Source organism: Novosphingobium sp. FW305-C-111 (assembly GCF_058783565.1).
Genome location: NZ_JBYSYP010000003.1, coordinates 163,184 through 178,881, shown reverse-complemented (window position 1 = coordinate 178,881; position 15,698 = coordinate 163,184). Strand labels below are relative to the sequence as shown.

The following is a 15,698-nucleotide window of genomic DNA, read 5'->3' as shown; positions in this document are numbered from 1 at the left end:
CGGAGAGAGACGATGTGGGACTTCCAGACCGAACCCGAATTCCAGGACAAGCTCGACTGGATGCTCGACTTCGTGAAGCGCGAGGTCGAACCGCTCGACGTGCGCTTCCCCGGCCACGGCGCGCCCTACGATGTCGCCAATGCGACGAGCCGCGCCGCGATCCGCCCGCTCCAGGACGAGGTCAAGCGCCGGGGCCTGTGGGCCTGCCACCTCGGGCCGCACCTCGGCGGACCCGGATATGGCCAGGTCAAGCTCGCGCTGATGAACGAGATCCTCGGCCGGTCATATTGGGCGCCGACGGTGTTCGGCACCGCCGCACCCGACACCGGCAACGCCGAGATCCTCGCGATGTTCGGGACCGAGGAGCAGAAGGCCCGCTATCTCAAGCCGCTGATGGACGGCGACATCGTCTCGTGCTTCTCGATGACCGAGCCGCAGGCCGGAGCCGATCCCAAGGAGTTCGTCTGCCGCGCCTGGCAGGAAGGCAACGAATGGGTGATCGAGGGCGAGAAGTGGTTCTCCTCCAACGCCCGCTTTGCCGCGTTTCTCATCGTCATGGCGGTCACCAACCCGGACAACCCGCCGCACGGGCGGATGAGCATGTTCATCGTTCCGACCGACACGCCGGGCGTAAACATCCTCCGCAACATCCAGACCATCGGCGACTCGCGCGGCGAGGATGACGGGACGCACGCCTACATCCGCTACGAGAAGGTCCGCGTGCCGCTCGACGCAATGCTCGGCGGCCCCGGCGAAGGTTTCAAGGTCGCCCAGGCGCGTTTAGGTGGCGGCCGGGTCCACCACGCGATGCGCACCGTCGGCAAGTGCCAGCGCGCGCTCGACATGATGGTCGAGCGCGCCAACTCGCGCCGCACCCAAGGCAAGCTGCTGGCCGAGCATCAGTTCGTGCAAGGCATGATCGCAGACAGCTGGATGGAACTCGAGCAATACCGCCTGCTGGTGATGAAGACCGCCTGGACCATCGACCAGGCGGAGGCGGGCCGCTCCACCGCTGTCTCCCCGCGAACGTTGATCGCGATGTGCAAGGTGCAGATGCCCAAGGTCTACCACGACGTGATCCAGCGGGCGATCCACCTCCACGGCAGTCTCGGCGTGACGCTGGAACTGCCGCTGGCGGACTGGTGGGCGGGCGTCCCCAGCCTCGGCCTCGTCGACGGGCCGACCGAGGTTCACAAGGCGCAGGTCGCCAAGGCCCTGCTCAAGCGTGGACCGGAGCAGGCGGGCCTGTTCCCCGGCGAGCACATCCCCACCCGCTTTGCCGCGACGGCCCGGGCTTGACCCGTGGCCGCTCGCAGCCAGACTACCGAAAAGACTTGGAGAGGCAGATGATGGACCCGCTGTTCGATTTCACCGGCAAGGTCGCGCTTGTCACCGGCGGCTCGCGCGGGCTCGGCTACCGCATGGTCAAGGCGCTGGCCGAGAGGGGCGCGGACGTGATCGTCGCCAGCCGCAAGCTCGAGAACTGCGAAGCCGTGGCCGACGAATGCCGGGCGCTGGGCCGCAAGGCGATGGCGTTCTCGATGCACGCAGGTCGCTGGGCCGATTGCGATGCGCTGGTAGAGGCGGCCTATGGCGAGTTCGGCCGGGTCGACATCCTCATCAACAATGCCGGGATGAGCCCGCCCTGCCCGAGCCACGAAATGAGCGAGAGCCTGTTCGATTCGGTGCTCAACCTCAACTTCAAGGGACCGTTTCGCCTCGCCAGCCAGGTCGCGCACCGGATGAGCGAGGGTGACGGCGGCTGCATCATCAACATCTCCTCGTCGGGGGCGCTGATGGCCCTGCCGCAGGTTGTGCCCTATGGCTCGGCCAAGGCCGCACTCAACGCGATGACCGTTTCGCTGTGCCGCGAATACGCGCCGAAAGTGCGCGTCAACACGATCAGCCCCGGCCCGTTCCTCACCGACATTGCCGAGGCGTGGGACCCGAAGAAGCGGGAGAAGCAGCCGGTTGCCCTGGGCCGCCCCGGCTATCCGGAGGAGATCGTCACCGCCGCGCTGATGCTGGCGAGCCCGGCCTCGTCCTATACCACCGGCACGCTGCTGCGGGTGGACGGCGGCCAGCAATGAGCCTTGCGATCGTCGCCGATGCATTCGGGCCGCCCGAAAGCTATGCCTTGCGCGACATGCCTGCGGGGGTCCTCGGTCCCGCCGAGGTCCGCGTCCGGCTGAAAGCCGCGGGTATCAGCTATGTCGATGTGCTCACCGCCGCCGGCCAGTACCAGGTCAAGCCGCCGCTGCCGTTCGTTCCGGGCAGCGAGGGCGCGGGGATCGTCGCCGAGGTCGGCGCCGAGGTTACCGACCTCGCGGTGGGCGACGCTGTCGTCTGCAGCAACTGGGGCGGGCTGTTCGCGGAGGAAATCGTGCTGCCCCGCAAGGGCCTCACCCCCATCCCGGCGGGCCTCGGCCTCGTCGAGGCGGCCGTGCTTCCGGTCAGCTACGCCACCGCATGGCACGCGCTGGTCGATCGGGGCCAGGTCCGCGCGGGCGAAACCGTACTCGTGCTGGGCGCAGGCGGCGCGACCGGTTACGCCGCCGTTCAGGTGGCAAAGCACCTTGGTGCGTTTGTCATCGCCTCGGCCTCTTCCCCCGAAAAGCGCGCGCTGGCGCAGACCGGCGGAGCCGATGCCGCAGTCGATGCCCGCGCCGCCGACTGGCGCGAGGCAGTCAAGGCCGCGAACGGCGGAAAACCGGTCGATGTCGTGTTCGACCCCGTCGGCGGCGAGGCGACCGACCCGGCCTTCCGCTGCCTCGGCTGGGGCGGGCGGCACCTCGTCATCGGGTTTCCCGGCGGCATCGCCGCGCTGCGCACCAACCTGCCGCTGCTCAAGGGCGCAAGCCTCGTCGGCGTGGACATCCGCCAGTTCGGGGTGTTCGAACCCGATAAAAGCGCGGCCAACCGGGCGCGGGTGTTCGAGCTGGCAGCCGCCGGCATCCTCCGCCCCGCGATCGCCCGGGCCTACCCGCTCGCGGACTTCGCCGCCGCGATGGCTGACGCGGCCAGCGGCCGCAGCGCCGGGCGGATTGTCCTGACCATGGACTGACGCGGGCCGGGTACAAGAAATTCGGGATGGACCCATGGCGGCCACTGTGGTGACGTCCGGGCATGTCTGAAACGGCGCTCGAGCCTGCCGCCCTGGCCAACCTGACCGACAAGGAACTCGAGGCGCTGCGCCTGCTTGCCGCCGGGCACACCGCCAAGACGATCGCCGCACAGCTCGGCCGGTCGGAAGCCTCGGTCAACGAGCGCCTGCGCGACGCGCGGCGAAAGACCGGGATCGGCAGCAGCCGCGAACTGGCACGCATCGTCGCGGCCCAAAAAACCTGGGACAGGAATATCGACCTTTCGAAGCCGGACGCGCCCGCCGATGTCCAGCCGCAGCCCGCAACCGGCGGGTCCCATCGCTCGAAAGGAATCGCTGTCATGATCATTGCCGCTTCGGCCGCCGCACTCGGCCTCGCCCTCGCCCAGGCCCCTTCGATGGAAGCCGTCCCCTCTGCCGCAAGCCATGCGGCAACTTCGGGCCCTTCGCCGCTCTCCGGTGAGTGGTCGCTCGACGTCAGCCGCATCCCGGAGGCCGAACGTCCGCGGCAGGTCACCATCGCCTTCCGCGAAGCCGATGATGGAAAGTGGACGACCCGTGTGGCCATCGTCGCGCCGGACGGATCGACCATGCAGGCCGACTCCACCGGTGCGGCCGACGGCACCCCCTTCCGCATCGCGGGCAACATTCCCTCGTTCAACACCGTCGCGCTGCGCCATCCTTCTCCCGACACGCTGGTGATGACGCTGGGCATGGACAATGCGCCGGTTTCGACCCGGGTCTACACGGTGTCGAAAGACCGCAAGTCGATGACCGAAACGATCATCTGGGCTGCGCAAGGCTTGCCGAGGCTCGAAACGACCTATTTCAACCGGATTGGCTGAAGGGGGAATGTGGAGGTGTGGGCAGTCTTTGGCTAACCGGTTTCTGTGTGACCAAGTTGCCTGTTAAACGGGAAATGACTGGGGACTTGGCAGAAAACACCCCAGATTGGCTCTGCCGTATCCGCCCAAGATACTGGACACCTATGGCTTTGTTGATGAAATCCCTAAAAGCCGTAACGGGGAAATGCTCCGGCTTGGACGAAGGAGAGCAGAGCCCAGTGCTGCTGGAAGACCTCACCGAGTACAAGGCCACCTTCGGGCGCGGGGCCGCGACGTGCTGCAAGTGCTCAGCCACGCCAACGCGCACCTACGTGGTCTTCGCGGCGCACCGGGCGTCTAACTCTCCGAGCCCAATCTTGAAAAGGGACGAACCCAATTGACCATAGCCCCAAGTCATGAATCAAGGTTCTGATGGACAACCGTGATCACTGGCGCGCGGCTTGGATCGAGGAAATTCTCGATCCAAGCCGCCCGATCATCGATCCCCACCACCACCTCTGGCCGGGGACCGAGCACTATCAGGAAGGGCCCTACCGCCTCGACGAAATAAGGCGTGATGTGGAGAGCGGACATAATGTCGTTGCGACCGTCTATGTCGACGCCCACGCCAACTATGCCGAGGACGGGCCAGAGGAGTTTCGTCCCGTGGCGGAAACCGCCTACGCTGCAAGCGAGGGAGACGAAGCCGATCGCCAAGGCTGCAGGACTGGCGTGTGCCGAGGTATCATCTCAAATATAGACCTAGCGCATGGCAACGCCGAGGCAGTACTTGACGCACATCTCGCTGCGGCGCGGGGAAGAATGAAGGGTGTCCGCCAACTCGCCTGTACGGACCCGACCTTCATCAGGCGCGGCGATCCTGATCCGCTGATCTACGATCAGCAGCCCTTTCGCCGCGGCTTTCCATTGCTGGCGGCGCGCGGGCTGAGTTTCGACTCCTGCCTCTTCCACTACCAAATTCCCCAACTCGTCCGGCTGGCGCAAGACTTCCCCGAGACAACGATCGTAATGGATCACCTGGGCTCGCCACTGGCGATCGGGCCCTATGCCGGGATGCAGGCCGAGGCGATCGAGGAATGGCGGCCGCTCCTGGCCGAGATCGCCGCCTGCCCTAACGTGGTGGTAAAGCTTGGAGGACAAGGCATGTACCTTGCCGGCTACACCTTCCACGAAAGCCCGCTGCCACCCTCTTCCGACGAGCTGGTCGCCGCATGGGGGCCGCTGATCGAGGAAGCAATTCAACGCTTTGGGCCCGAACGATGCATGTTCGAGAGCAATTTTCCGGTCGATGGCCTGTCCTGCAGCTATCCGGTGCTGTGGAATGCATTCAAGAAGATGGCTCGAAGTTATTCGAACGAGGACAGGCATTCGCTGTTCTTTGGAACTGCCAACCGCATTTACCGACTTGGCCTTTGAGCCCGTAGCTTCCCCTTTCGGCCAATTCCGTCGCTGCTCCTTTGGCCACGGAGACTCTGGGTCATTATCCGCCAATTTCACCGGCAAACAGCGCAAGCGGAGACAGCAGAGACCAGCCGATCATCCGACAAACCCTGCGGAACCGCGCCGCTTCCAGGGTTCAGCTGTCACACATCGTTTTGTCGGAAACGGTTGGAGGCCCGAGCCGGAATCGAACCGGCGTAAACGGATTTGCAGTCCGGTGCGTAACCACTCCGCCATCGGGCCTTCGATCGCGTGGTCGTGCGAGAACGGCGCGGTTAGCCGGGATCGGCGGTTCGGGCAATCCGATTCTTTGGGTGCTCGCGCTCAGGCCGGGGCGAAGTGGAGCGTGCGCTTGTCGGCGTCGGCGCGCTCGAGCCTGACCGAGAGGCGGCTCCCCGGCGCCGCGGGCGCATTGACCCGTGCCACCACCGGCAGGTCGCAGAGCTGGATGCGTGCAGTCTTGCCGTCGCTGTCGGTTACCACCGCGGCGAAGCCCTCGCCTTCGCGGCCGCGCAGCATGACGGTTTCGGCAAGATCGACCACCGCGCGCTCGATCCGCCCGGCGACCGCGTCGGCGCGGGCCATGACTTCGGGCAGGCGCTGGAACGCGTTCGTGACCGCTTCCGGCACCGGCTCGCCGTTCGCCACCGCGAGCACGGCGCGCAGGACAAAGCGGTCGGCCAGCCGGCGCAAGGGTGCGGTGGCGTGGGCATAAGTCCCGGCAATCGCCGCATGCCAGGGCACTTCGCCCGCGCGGAACGGGGCATAGCCCGCGCCTTGCCCCGCCCGCCGGATCGCCAGCATCAGCGCGGCGTGCGCGGGCTGGCGGCGGTCAAGGGTCTGCTCGAAGTCCTTGAGGCCCTTCGCAGCGGGCCAGTCGATCCCGAAGGCGGCGGCGGTCTGGCGCAGGCGTGCGACTCCGGCCGCGTCGGGACCCGCCATCACCCGGAACAGGCCGGTGCTGTGGGAGAACAGCGCCTGCGCGACGGCGAGGTTCGCGGCGAGCGAAAGCGCGGCGTTGCGGTCTTCGGCCACCACGCGCGGGCGGAAGGCGAGCGCGAAGCGGCCGCCGCCGAGGCTCTCCACTTCCTGCTCAGGCGGATCGACACGGGCCGCGCCGCGCCGTTCTTCGGCGGCGGAAACACGGCGAGCGAACTCGGCGAAATGCGGCGGGAGCTCGACCTCGCGAACGCTGGCATAGGCTAGCTTGGCGCGGCTGCGGATCACCGCGCGCTCGGCCCCATCCAGACGCGCCTCGCCATCGGGACCGACCCTCACAGAGAGGATCACCGCGGCGCGCGGCCCCGCTGGCAGCAGGCTCGCCGCGTTTTCGGCCAGGACGGGCGGGTAAAGCCCGGCCTTGCCGTCCGGCAGGTAGAGCGTCTCGCCCCGCGCCCACGCCTCGGTGTCGAGCGCGCCGCCATCGTCGACGAACCAGGCAACGTCGGCGATCGCGTAACGCAGGATCAGGTCCGTGCCGTCCGCGTCGATCATGAAGGCCTGGTCAAGGTCGGTCGAACTCGCCGGGTCGAGCGTGACAAACGGCCAGTCGGTGCGGTCGGCATGCTGTGTGAAGGCGCGCTTAGCGACCGCCTCGGCCTCGGCCAGGACCTGGGGCGGGAAGCCTGAAGGCACCTGGAACTGTTCGCGGATCGCGGCCAGACCGCGCGCGAGCACGCCCTCGGGATCGTGAAGCGCCTTCATTCAGGCGTAACGCGCAAGGTCACGGATCGACGAACTCGCCCTTGCGCTTTTCGAGGCCGGCCTTGACCGCCTCTAGCTGGTTGCGGCTGCCGATCAGCTCGTGCTGCAGGCGGCTTTCGGCGAGCAGCAGCTCGTCCTCGCTGCTGTCGTACCACTTGTTGCTGATCGCCTTGGCGGCGCGGATCGCGAAGGGGTTCTTGCTGGCGATCTCGGCCGCGAGCGACAGCGCGCGCTCGACCGGGTTGGCGTCGACGTGGGTGGCGAAGCCGAAGCGGACCGCTTCCTCACCGTTGAATTCGCGGTGGGTGTAGGTCAGCTCGCGCAGCACGTCGTCGCGCACCGAGCCGCGCCACAGCGGGTATCCGGCCATGTCGGGAACGAGACCCCACTTGCTCTCCATCACCGCCATCCGCACGTCGGGCGCGACGATGCGGATTTCCGGGCCGCTGGCGATCTGCAGCCCGCCGCCGAAGCACACGCCGTGGATCGCCCCGATCACCGGCATCGGCAACTTGCGCCAGATCATCGCGGCATATTGCGGGCGGTTGCAGTTGCCATGCGTGCGCACCGGCAACGGCTGCGCATCATGGCGGCCGACTTTGGCCATCGACGACAGGTCGAGCCCCGCGCAGAACGAACGGCCCACGCCCGACAGCACCGCACAGCGCACCCCGCTCGCTTCGAAGAGCGACTGGCCGGCCTCGATGATCGCCTCGAACATGTCGTCGTCGAGCGCGTTCATCTTGTCCGGTCGGTTGAGCTGGACGTGGGCGACATGGTTTTCGATGGTCACGTCGACGCGGTCGCGAAAATTCATCAGGCAGCCTTTCCTCTCTCTTCACGCCCCTGTTCGCGCAAATGACCGCGCGGGTCCAGCGGCAATCCTGCGGAGCGGCGCTAGCACCGATACCATCCGGTAGCCACCTTCGCGCCCGGTCTCGACAAGACCGCCCGCCCCCGCCGCGGCAAGCTTTCGGCGCAGGCGGCTGACATGGACCTCGACCCGGTTGGTGCCGGGGTCGAACGGCAGCTGCCACACGTCGCGCAGCAGCTCGGCGCGGGGCACGACCCGGCCCGGCTCGCCCGCCAGCCGCCAAAGCAGCGCGAACTCCATCGGATGGAGCGCCAGCCGCCGGCCCTCGCTCCACCCGTCGCGGTGGGCGAGATCGAGCAGGACCGGGCCGGCCCGGCGCAGCAATGCCGCGTCCTCACGCACCCGCAACAGGCGCAGCGCGCGCTGTTCGATTTCGGCGAGGGCGGAATCAGGCGGGAGAACGTCGCCGAAACCGGCCGCAAGCAGCCTTGCGCGCTGGGCTCCGCCTTCGACTCCGAGCCAGAGGACGCGCGCCCGCGTTTCGGCCGCGGCGGCGGTGATGGTCAGGCGCTGGGCGGAGCTGATCCAGAGATGGTCGACAAGAATCGCGCAGCCCTCGGGCGCCGGGCCGGTCAAGTCGGGGTCCGGTGCCCGTCGCCACCCGCTCGGCGCAAGGTCACAGGCGGCCGGGAGGCGGCGGCTCGAATACCAGCAGAACGCAAGCATCCGGCCGCTCCCGTCGCCCGATCAGACCTTGGCGATGGCACGCAGGGGCGAGTCCCGCAAAAGCGAGACTGTTCGGAATCGGAATGAGTATCCTTCCAGACGGGGGAAGGTCATGCCGCCGAGGTGTTGACGCCCATGCTCTGGAGGTAGCGCTTGATGTTTCGCGCGGCCTGGCGGAGACGCTGCTCGTTCTCGACCATCGCGATCCGCACATACCCCTCGCCGTCCTCGCCGTAACCGACGCCCGGTGCAACCGCGACTTCGGCATGGGTCAGGAGCTGCTTGGAAAACTCCAGGCTGCCGAGGTGCATCAGCGCCGGCGGGAGCGGGGCCCAAGCGAACATCGAGGCCTTGGGGCTGGGAATCTCCCACCCGGCACGGCCGAAGCTTTCGACCATCACGTCGCGGCGCTTCTGGTAGAGCTCGCGGTTCTTCTGGACGATGTCCTGCGGGCCATTGAGCGCGGCGCAGGTCGCGGCCTGGATCGGGGTGAAGGCGCCGTAGTCGAGGTACGACTTGACCCGCTTGAGCGCCGCGATCAGCTTGCGATTGCCGACCGCGAAACCGACGCGCCAGCCGGCCATCGAGAAGGTCTTCGACATAGAGGTGAATTCCACCGCGACGTCCTTCGCCCCCGGCACTTCGAGGATCGAGCGGGTCGGGTTGCCGTCGTAGTAGAGCTCGGAATAGGCGAGGTCCGAGAGGATCCAGACCTTGTGCTCCTTCGCCCAGGCCACCAGTCGTTCGTAGAACGCAAGGTCGACCGTCTCGGCGGTCGGATTGCCCGGATAGTTGACGATCAGAACCGAGGGGCGCGGCACCGAATACTTCATCGCCCGCTCGAGCGATTCCCAGTAGCGTTCGTCGGGCGTCGTCGGCACCGAGCGGATCGTCGCCCCGGCGATGATAAAGCCGAAGGTGTGGATCGGATAGCTCGGGTTCGGGGCGAGCACGACGTCGCCGGGCGCGGTGATCGCGGTGGCGAGGCTGGCGAGCCCTTCCTTCGAACCCATCGTCATGACCACCTCGGTCTCGGGATCGAGGTCGACGTTGAAGCGGCGGCCATAGTAGTTCGCCTGCGCCTTGCGCACGCCGGGAATGCCCGAAGAGGCAGAGTAACCGTGGGCGTCCGGCTTCTGCGCCACCTCGCACAGCTTGTCGATCACGTGCTGCGGGGGCGGCAGGTCTGGATTGCCCATGCCGAGGTCGATGATGTCCCTACCGGCGGCGCGTGCTGCTGCCCGCATGCCGTTGACTTCGGCGATGACGTAGGGCGGCAGGCGCTTCATGCGGTAGAATTCTTCGTCCATCAGACCTTTTCCAAGAGTGACGGCCCCACTGCGGAGCCGGCGCGCCTTATCCGCGATCCGGCGCAAATGCGCCAGTCCGTTTGAGAAAAATCGCGGTCCCGGCGAGCGGCAGGGTCCATGCGGCGAAGGCATCGGCAGCATAAAACGCTTCGTAATGGCGAAAGTCGCCCCACAACGCCCACGCGCCCAGGTAGAGGCGGAAGAACACGGCGCCGCTGGTGACGGCGGCCATCATCAGCATGCAGGCGCGGTGCAACCGCACGCGACCGCGGCGGATCGCCAGCACGCCGAGGACGAGCAGCAACAGCCAGGCAAAGCCTTGCGCCGCGAACCCCCAGGCGGAAACCGGTGTGACCGGAGCCATCAGCGCGACCGGGAACGCCGTCACCCCGGCGATGGCGACATCGCCCGCGGCCACATAGCCGGCCCAGCGGTGCCAGCGCCGGGTCCGCGGAGAGATGCGGAGGGCCATGGCCAGCGGGACCAGCACCAGCGCCAGCCCGCCGCTCACCATGTGCAGCGGGAACACCGCCGGGAGGAGTTCCACCTTGACCGCCAGCGCCTCGGGAAAGTCGTCGACGAGGAACGGCGCATGCAGGGCCTTGAAGGCCACGATGCTTACAAGGACCACGATTCCTGCTAGGCTGAGCGCCGCCAGCGCCCGCCCGGCAAGCCGGGCCCACGGATACGCGGCAGAAGCGGAGAGTGCCATGCAGCCATTATCCCATTCCCTCGCGCTCCTGTCGATTGCCGCCGCCTCGCTTGCCTCGGCGCCAGCCTTGTCCGCCCCCGCCGCCAACAGTCCCTATTACGGGCGCTGGACGGTGAGCGAGGACCGGCCCGTTTTCACCGCGCGCGGCCGGGCCTACAAGACCATCGACATCGCCCCATGCGGCAACGATTTCTGCGGCGTGAGCGTCGCCGACAACGGAGCATGCGGCGGAGTTCTGTTCCGCTTCCTCTCGAAGCACGCCGATGGCCAGTCGGTACTTTTCGGACACGGCAAGTGGGGCAAGACCCGCAAGAACGTGCAGATCGCGAATTACGAAGGGTACGTCGAAGGGGGCGGCCCCGGCCCGCGGATGATCGAGCTCTACCTCGGCGACGGTTACGATTTCGGCGGACGTTCCGACAGCATGCCCACGTTCCATGCCGAATATCGCCGGACCGGCGGAGCGACCTGCCGCAGCCGCTGAGCGATTCGCCGCAACCCGGCCGGATGGCAGGACCGAAATCGTGATCGCGCCATGTCAGGGGGGTCACAGGGCGGTCATTGTGTGGTTATATCGGCAGCGAGGGACAACAAGGGACTGACCATGCCAGACCGCCCGGCCGGCGACGCGACCGTTTTCGAAGATCTTGTCCGCCAGCAGATGGACGCCGTGCAGTCGCTGTTCACGCAGGCCGTGCCTGGCACCGAGCTCAAGCTGCCCGACGCATCCGACCTTCAGCACTGGAGCCTCTCGGTCGCCAAGCTGCAGAAGATGTGGCTCGATTTCAGTGCAGAGCAGGCGGCCAAGGCCGAACCGGCAGCCATGAAGCTGATGGACCTCGGCAAATGGGGGACGATGGCCACCGACTGGATGAAGCTGCTGCCGGTCACGCAAGCCGAGACGCAGGTCAAGCTGTGGGAGGAAAGCCTCGCGCTGTGGACCGGGGTGCTGGGGGCCTATGGCATCGGCGGGGCGAAGAAGGAGGGCGAACCCGAGCTACCCCGCTCGGACAAGCGCTTCAAGGACCCGAAGTGGCGCGAGCAGCCGGTCTTCGCGCTGATCCATCAGACCTACCTGCTGCTGGCGGAACGGATCGCCGAGATGGTCGACGAGGTCGAGGGCCTGCCCGAGGACAAGCGCGCCCAGCTCCGCTTCGCGACCAAGACCATCACCGAGGCGCTGAGCCCGGCCAATTTCCCGCTGACCAACCCGGTGGTGCTGGAACGGACGCTGGCGACGAAGGGCGACAACCTCGTCAAGGGCGCGGAGCACCTTCTGGCGGACCTGCGCAAGGGCCAGCTCACCCACACCGATCCCAACGCCTTCGAGCTCGGCCGCAACATCGCGGCGACCCCTGGCAAGGTCGTTCACCAGACCGCGCTCTACCAGATCATCCAGTACTCACCGACCACGCCTGACGTGCTGGCAACGCCGCTGCTGATCTTCCCGCCGTGGATCAACCGCTTCTACATCCTCGACCTCAACCCGAAGAACAGCTTCATCCGCTGGGCGGTCGAGCAGGGGCTGACGGTGTTCGTGACATCGTGGAAGAGCGCCGACGCGAGCATGGCCGACGTCACCTGGGACGATTACATCCTGGGGCAAGTGGCGGCGATCGACTTCGTTCGCGATCGGCTCAAGGTGCGAAACGTCCACACCATCGGCTACTGCGTCGGCGGGACCACGCTGGCGGCGACGCTGGCACTGATGGCCCGGCGCGGACAGGCGGACAAGGTCGCCAGCGCCACCTTCTTCACCGCGCAGGTCGACTTCGAGAAGGCCGGCGATCTCAAGACGTTCCTCAGCGATCCCGCGCAGATCGCGTTTTATGAAAACATGACCAGCGACGGCTATCTCGACGGACGCTACATGGCGGCGACCTTCAACGCCCTGCGCAGCACCGACCTGATCTGGAACTACGTCGTCAACAACTACCTGCTGGGCGAGGACTATCCGGCATTCGACCTGCTCCACTGGAACGGCGACACCACCAACCTGCCGTTCAAGTGGCAGAAGGCGTACCTGCAGGAGCTTTACCGCGACAACCGGCTGGTCATCCCGGATTCGATCGTGATCGACGGCACCCCGATCGACCTCAAGCAGATCGAGACGCCGTGCTACATCCAGGCCGGGATCGACGACCACATCGCGCCCGCCGAAAGCGTGTGGAAACTCACCCGGCACCTGGCCGGCGAATGGAAGTTCATGCTCGCCGGGTCGGGTCACATCGCCGGCGTGGTCAACCCGCCGGCCGCGGGCAAGTACCAGTACTGGCTCAACGATAACGATCCCCAGAGCCTTGCGGAATTCAAGGCCGGCGCGACCGAGACCAAGGGCAGCTGGTGGCCCGACTGGATCGAGTGGATCCGTGCGCGCACGCCCGAAACGGTCAAGGCGACCGGCAAGCGCGCGCCCGGCGGCAAGGGGGACAGGGTGATCGAGGACGCGCCGGGGACGTATGTTAAGACGCGGTAGGGACTGCGCACGCTCATGCTACTCAGGGCATCGCTTCTTTCGCTTCTCACTTTGGTGTTCGCTCCACCGTGCTCGGCGGCAGAGGCGAGCAGGTGCAAGACCTGCAGTGAATTTGAGCCGTTTGTAGAGAGTGCGACTGTTGCGGAATGCCGCGCAACGCATTCGGACGTGCCCCAGAATAAGGCAGATCGGATCGCAGACCTCGCACGCTCAGTGCGTGGTAGTGACCTAGACACCTTTCGTCAGCTCCTCGACGACGGCGCCGATCCGAACGCCTTCCAACCCGGAGGCATTTCTGCAACCATAGCCTCTGCGGGACGGCGCGGTGGTTTTCTCTGCGAAGCGATCAGGCATGGCGGTGACCCTGATATGGCAGACGAGACGGATAATCATTACCCGCTCAGGGAGGCTCTGCGCCTCGGTATCGAGACAAGCGACTGGACCAATTTCTTCATATTGCTGGAAGCGGGCGCGAACGTGAACGCCATTCCTCGGAAAGGCCTGCCCATCGCTGAAGAAGCAGTCGCGCTTGGCAGGCCGGGACTAGCAATCCTGCTGCTTGAGCGCGGTTACAAGACCAACCTGGACGATCTACTCAAAACTTCGAATATTCGCGCCTTTCGTCATGGTTCGCCTGAAGCTTCGGACAACGAGAAGTTACAGGCGATCCTTTCTTCGGAATCGAAAGTGCGGGTTCGCTGATATACGACTCCGCGCGTCACCCCCCAACCATCGCCCGCAATTCCGTTTTCAGCAGCTTGCCGATGTGGCTGCGCGGCATCTCGTCGATGGCGTGGAGCGCTGACACCCGCTGGGTCTTGCCCAGCCGCGCGTTGGCGGTCTGGCGGATGTCCTCGAGCGAGTCCTCGCCCCCATTCTTCAGGACCACGAAGCCGACCGGGGTTTCGCCCCATTGGGGTGAGGGCACGCCGATCACCGCGGCCTCGGCGACGCGCTGGTCCTTGAGCAGTTCGGTTTCGAGGTCGACCGGAAAGATGTTGAACCCGCCGGAGATGATCACGTCTTTGGTTCGCCCGACGAGTTCAACGAACCCATCCGGATCAAGTCGCCCGACGTCGCCCATGCGTTGCCAGGTGAGGCCCCCGGCGCAGGTCCAGTAGCCTTCGCGAGTCTTCTCCGGCTGGTTGTGGTATCCCAGCATCATCACCGACGAGCGGCCGACCAGTTCCCCGGCCTCACCCGGCGGCAGTTCGTTGCCCGCCTCGTCGATCACCTTGAGCTCGTGCCCCGGCGCAGGCTGGCCGACGGTGTGGAGCTTGTCCGGGTGCTCGTGCGCCATCAGCACGCACGACACCCCGCCCTCGGTCATCCCGTAGTATTCGGTCAGCCCGCCCGGCATCCGCGCCAGCACCTGCCGCTTGAGATCGGCGGAGAACGGGGCCGAAGTGCAGAACTTGGCCCGGAGGCTCGACAGGTCGAAGTCGTCAAAGCCGGCGAAGTCCATCAGCCGCTGGTACTGCACCGGGACCAGCATCGCGTGGGTGATCTTGAGGTCCTGCACCCGGCCGAGCCACCCGGCAACGTCGAACTTCCCCATGATCGAAACGAAGCCGCCCGAGTACAGCGTCGGCAGGAAAGTGACGAGAGTGGTGTTCGAATAGAGCGGGGTCGAGAGCAGGGCCCGGGCATCGGTGCCATAGCTCATCGCCGCGCGCGCCCCGACCTGCCGCCAGCGCATCCCGTGCGAGTGGACGATGCCCTTGGGCGTACCGGTGGTGCCGGAGGAATAGATGATGTTGAACCGGTCGTCTTCGCCGGGTTCGAACGGCGGGGCGGCGGTTCCGGGCGAGGCCATGAACGCGTCGAGCTCCGCGTCGAGCACGATCCGCGCGGTGCCGGCCGGAACCGTGAAATCGGGATTGCCCGCCAGTTCCGCGATCTTGGCGCGGTCGATGAACAGGTGGATCGCGCCGCTGTCGGCCAGCATGGCATTCAGCTGCCCGGCGCTGGCGCTGGTGGTGAGCGGCGCGGCGCAGCCGCCCGCGCGGATCGCCGCAAGGTAGACGAGCGCGTAGGCCACGCTGCTCGTGCCAAGGATCGCCACCGCCTGCCCCCGCGCCAGCCCGTCCGCCTGGAGCCGCGCCGCGAGCCGCTCGACCCGGTCGGCAAGCCCGCCCCAGCTCAGCGTCGTCGCTTCGTCATGCAGGGCAGGCTTGCCGGGATGGATCTCCGCCCAGCCAGCGAGCATCGCGGGGAACGACCCCATCGGGTCGGAGAGTCGATCGAGCAGGTCTTCAGCAGCAGGCGTAGTCATCCCCGCTCCTTTCCAGAGGCGTGCGCCAGACGCAATCTCCGGCAATCACGATTGCGATTCCTGCAACTGGCCGAACCTTGTTCGCATTTGCAACATTTCATTGCGCCACTTATTTGCCCGCCAGCACCTCGGTGCGGAGGTCCTGGGGGGGACCCGCCTGCGAAGGCCGAACCTCAAGGGGAGAAAGCCCATGCGCAGCATTGCCAGCATTGTGCTGCCGATCATCATCGCCGCCGGAACCAGCGGCCTGATGTTCACCGCGACGCTCATCTGAGCCGCGGACACGCACAATC

At 66.5% G+C, this 15,698-nt stretch carries 14 protein-coding genes and 1 tRNA gene; 8 read left to right on the top strand and 7 right to left on the bottom strand.

Annotated features, from left to right (window positions below; genetic code table 11):
* The first annotated feature begins 12 nt into the window (after window positions 1-12).
* The 5 genes from AC3WLD_RS05050 (at window position 13) to AC3WLD_RS05030 (ending at window position 5,364) form a co-directional block, all read left to right on the top strand.
* On the top strand, window positions 13-1,299 hold the full coding sequence (locus AC3WLD_RS05050) for an acyl-CoA dehydrogenase family protein (RefSeq protein ID WP_492555839.1): 1,287 nt from the start codon (window positions 13-15) through the stop codon (window positions 1,297-1,299).
* Between the two features lie 47 nt (window positions 1,300-1,346).
* Window positions 1,347-2,090: an SDR family NAD(P)-dependent oxidoreductase gene (locus AC3WLD_RS05045; RefSeq protein WP_492555838.1), complete on the top strand. Its 744-nt coding sequence runs from the start codon at window positions 1,347-1,349 to the stop codon at window positions 2,088-2,090.
* Entirely contained in the window at window positions 2,087-3,064 is a 978-nt protein-coding gene (locus AC3WLD_RS05040; protein WP_492555837.1) for an NADPH:quinone oxidoreductase family protein, read from the top strand. The genes AC3WLD_RS05045 and AC3WLD_RS05040 overlap by 4 nt, the downstream gene beginning before the upstream one ends.
* Window positions 3,065-3,126: 62 nt before the next feature.
* Window positions 3,127-3,948, top strand: coding sequence for a helix-turn-helix domain-containing protein (locus AC3WLD_RS05035; protein ID WP_492555836.1), 822 nt, complete (start codon window positions 3,127-3,129; stop codon window positions 3,946-3,948).
* Window positions 3,949-4,359: 411 nt separating this feature from the next.
* The gene (locus AC3WLD_RS05030) at window positions 4,360-5,364 is read left to right on the top strand and encodes an amidohydrolase family protein (RefSeq protein ID WP_492555835.1); all 1,005 of its coding nucleotides are present in this window, start codon (window positions 4,360-4,362) and stop codon (window positions 5,362-5,364) included.
* A gap of 193 nt (window positions 5,365-5,557) precedes the next feature.
* On the opposite strand, the gene AC3WLD_RS05025 is transcribed toward AC3WLD_RS05030, so the two are convergent.
* From AC3WLD_RS05025 to AC3WLD_RS05000, 6 genes are all read right to left on the bottom strand, one after another.
* Window positions 5,558-5,631 (bottom strand) — tRNA-Cys (locus AC3WLD_RS05025).
* A gap of 81 nt (window positions 5,632-5,712) precedes the next feature.
* The gene (locus tag AC3WLD_RS05020) at window positions 5,713-7,092 is read right to left on the bottom strand and encodes an RNB domain-containing ribonuclease (RefSeq protein ID WP_492555834.1); all 1,380 of its coding nucleotides are present in this window, start codon (window positions 7,090-7,092) and stop codon (window positions 5,713-5,715) included.
* Between the two features lie 19 nt (window positions 7,093-7,111).
* Complete coding sequence (locus tag AC3WLD_RS05015) at window positions 7,112-7,909, bottom strand: crotonase/enoyl-CoA hydratase family protein (RefSeq protein ID WP_492555833.1); 798 nt, start codon at window positions 7,907-7,909, stop codon at window positions 7,112-7,114.
* A gap of 21 nt (window positions 7,910-7,930) precedes the next feature.
* Complete coding sequence (locus AC3WLD_RS05010; RefSeq protein WP_492555832.1) at window positions 7,931-8,542, bottom strand: winged helix-turn-helix domain-containing protein; 612 nt, start codon at window positions 8,540-8,542, stop codon at window positions 7,931-7,933.
* A 200-nt stretch (window positions 8,543-8,742) separates the two neighbouring features.
* A complete protein-coding gene (locus tag AC3WLD_RS05005; protein ID WP_492555831.1) occupies window positions 8,743-9,942 on the bottom strand; it encodes an LL-diaminopimelate aminotransferase in 1,200 nt (399 codons plus the stop codon).
* Window positions 9,943-9,988: 46 nt separating this feature from the next.
* Window positions 9,989-10,654, bottom strand: coding sequence for a DUF2306 domain-containing protein (locus AC3WLD_RS05000; RefSeq protein ID WP_492555830.1), 666 nt, complete (start codon window positions 10,652-10,654; stop codon window positions 9,989-9,991).
* A gap of 67 nt (window positions 10,655-10,721) precedes the next feature.
* Here AC3WLD_RS05000 and AC3WLD_RS04995 point away from each other — a divergent pair, with 67 nt between their 5' ends.
* The 3 genes from AC3WLD_RS04995 to AC3WLD_RS04985 all read left to right on the top strand — a co-directional run bounded on the left by AC3WLD_RS04995 (window position 10,722) and on the right by AC3WLD_RS04985 (window position 13,832).
* The gene (locus tag AC3WLD_RS04995) at window positions 10,722-11,138 is read left to right on the top strand and encodes a hypothetical protein (RefSeq protein ID WP_492555829.1); all 417 of its coding nucleotides are present in this window, start codon (window positions 10,722-10,724) and stop codon (window positions 11,136-11,138) included.
* 120 nt (window positions 11,139-11,258) lie between these two features.
* Complete coding sequence (locus tag AC3WLD_RS04990; RefSeq protein WP_492555828.1) at window positions 11,259-13,130, top strand: PHA/PHB synthase family protein; 1,872 nt, start codon at window positions 11,259-11,261, stop codon at window positions 13,128-13,130.
* 213 nt (window positions 13,131-13,343) lie between these two features.
* Complete coding sequence (locus tag AC3WLD_RS04985) at window positions 13,344-13,832, top strand: ankyrin repeat domain-containing protein (protein WP_492555827.1); 489 nt, start codon at window positions 13,344-13,346, stop codon at window positions 13,830-13,832.
* Between the two features lie 16 nt (window positions 13,833-13,848).
* On the opposite strand, the gene AC3WLD_RS04980 is transcribed toward AC3WLD_RS04985, so the two are convergent.
* Entirely contained in the window at window positions 13,849-15,405 is a 1,557-nt protein-coding gene (locus tag AC3WLD_RS04980; protein WP_492555826.1) for a class I adenylate-forming enzyme family protein, read from the bottom strand.
* Between the last annotated feature and the right edge of the window lie 293 nt (window positions 15,406-15,698).